General features: G+C 69.6%; 1 protein-coding gene. It reads right to left on the bottom strand.

Annotation, left to right across the window (positions count from 1 at the left end):
• The coding region (locus P5F91_RS19205; RefSeq protein WP_277907963.1) for a beta strand repeat-containing protein at window positions 1–2,310 on the bottom strand (2,310 nt) is incomplete at both ends.

The raw sequence follows: 2,310 nt of genomic DNA, 5'->3' as shown, positions 1-2,310 counted from the left end.
CCGGCCACGTAGACCGCGCCCGTGCTGGCGCCGCTGTAGCTCAACGAACCGCTGTTGACGATGGAGCCCAGCGAGGCGCCGACATAGTCGTTGCCGACCACGGCCAGAAGGTTGTTGCCCGACACGCTGCCCGTCAGGCCCAGGCCGGTGATGCCGCCGCCCGCCACCACCGTGGTGTTGTAGGACGAGCCGGCGCCGCCCTGCACCAGGGTGACGTTGCTGCCACCCGCCAGGTAGTTGCCGGTGGCGTTGAAGCCGCTGGACGTGACCGTGCCCGCGGTGACGGTGGCCGCACCGGTCACGGACAGCAGCGCGCCGCTGCCCAGCACCAGGGTACCGGTGGCGCCCTGCGCGTAATTGCCCGTGACGATGACGCTGTTGGACAGGCGCAGCGAGGCGCCGCTGTTGACCACCGTGCGGCCGGTGGCGGTGATGTCGTCGTTCAGCAGCAGGTTGCCGCTGTTGAACACCAGGTCGGCGCCCGTGCTGGTGATCCGGCCCTTGTCGGCGCCGCCGACGCTGCCGCTGACCCCCGTCAGCACGCCCACCACCGTGCCGGCACCGCCGCCAATGGTCAGGGCCGTGGACGCGCCGTTCAGGATGGAACCGGCGATGGTGCCGCTATTGGTGACGGTGCCGATGGTGCCGCTGCTGCCCAGGCGCAGCGCGGTCGGGCCCTGGATCGTCCCGCTGTTGGAGAGATTGCCGATGCTCCCCTCGTTGAACAGGGCGAACCGGGAGGCGGAGGTGATGAGGCCGGCGTTGGTCAGCTGGGTGATGGTGCCGCCGGTGTAGTTGTCCAGGCCGTTGATCACCCCGCCCACGGTGTTGGACAGCGTGCCGATGACGCCTGCGTTGAACAGGCCCGCCAGGCGGGACAGGGTGACGTCGGTGATGCTGCCGGCGGCGGTGATGGTGCTGGCGTTGGACAGGACGTTGATGGTGCCGCCCGACAGGTTGGCGATGCCGGCCACCACGTTGAAGCCGGTGACGGTGTTGCGGCCGGTGACGGTGACCAGCCCGCTGTTGCTCAGGGTGCCGATGGTGCCGCCGTTGGCGACACCGGCGACGACGTTGCCGGTGCCGCTGACAATGCTGCCGCTGGCGCCGATGGTGCCGCCCGCGGCGTTGGTCAGGGTGCCCAGGGTGCCGTAGTTCAGCACGCCGTCCGCGATGCGCACCGCCGTGGCCAGGATGCGGCCGCTGTTGGTCAGGGTGTTGAGCGTGCCGTAGCTGGCGACGCCCACCGCGGTGGTCGACCCGCTGGTGATGGAGCCGGTGACCAGCCCGGCGTTCTGGAGGGTGCCCAGCAGGTTGCTGTTGGCGATGCCATACGCGCCGGCGATGGTGCCGGCCGCCTGGTTGTTCACCAGGGTGATGGTGTTGCCGTTGTAGATGCCCGAGTTGGGCAGGCTGTCCAGAATCTGGCCGCTGTTGTCGATGGTGCCGATGACGCCGTTGTAGTTGGCGACACCCACGCGGCCGGCGATGGTGCCGCTGTTGACCAGCGTGCCGATGGACGCGCCCAGCGTGCCCGACGACCCCATGAAGATGCCGTTGCCGAGGTTGGCCTCGCCGTTCAGCACGCCCGTGTTGGTCAGGCTGCCGATGGTGGCCGTCCCCGCCACGTAGAGCGCGGCGCTGGCCTGGCTGTTGGTCCCCAGCACGATGGTGCCGGACTGCGTGAACGCCGCCGTGCTGGTGCCGAAGTAGTCGTTCTCGACCACGGCCTGCAGGTTGTTGCCTACCTGGGTGCCGATGACGCCCAGGCCGCCCACGTTGGACTGCACCACCGGCACGCTCTGGCTGCTGACCAGGGTATAGGTGGAGGCCGCCCCTGCCTGAACCAGGGTGGTGGTCTCTCCCGCCACGTGGTTGGTCAGGCTGTCGAAGCTGCCGACCTTGATGTAGCCGTCGCTGATGGTGGCGGACCCAGTGACCACCAGGGGGGCGTTCGGGCCCAGGACCAGCGTGCCGTTGGCGTTGTTCTGCAGGTAGTTGCCCGTGACCGTCACGCCCGGCGCCACACCCAGGGTGCCGCCGGTGTTGTACAGCAGGCCGCTGCCGACATTGACCTGGTCGGCCAGGTAGACCTGGCCGCCCGAGACCACCACGTTGCCGCCGGTGCTGGTGATCGTGCCCAGCGTGCCGCCGGCGCCGCCGAAGGTGCCCCAGGTGGCACTGCCGCCCCGCAGGTTGAGGTCGGCCGAGCCATTGTTGGCGATGTTGCCCTGGATGGTGCCGCTGTTGGACAGCGTGCCCAGCGTGCCGGTCCCGGCGATGTAGATCAGCGTCGCCACCCCGGCCGGC

This window comes from Nitrospirillum amazonense (assembly GCF_029594735.1).
GTDB classification, from domain to species: Bacteria; Pseudomonadota; Alphaproteobacteria; order Azospirillales; family Azospirillaceae; genus Nitrospirillum; species Nitrospirillum amazonense.
This window is presented reverse-complemented; position numbering and strand designations above follow the sequence as displayed.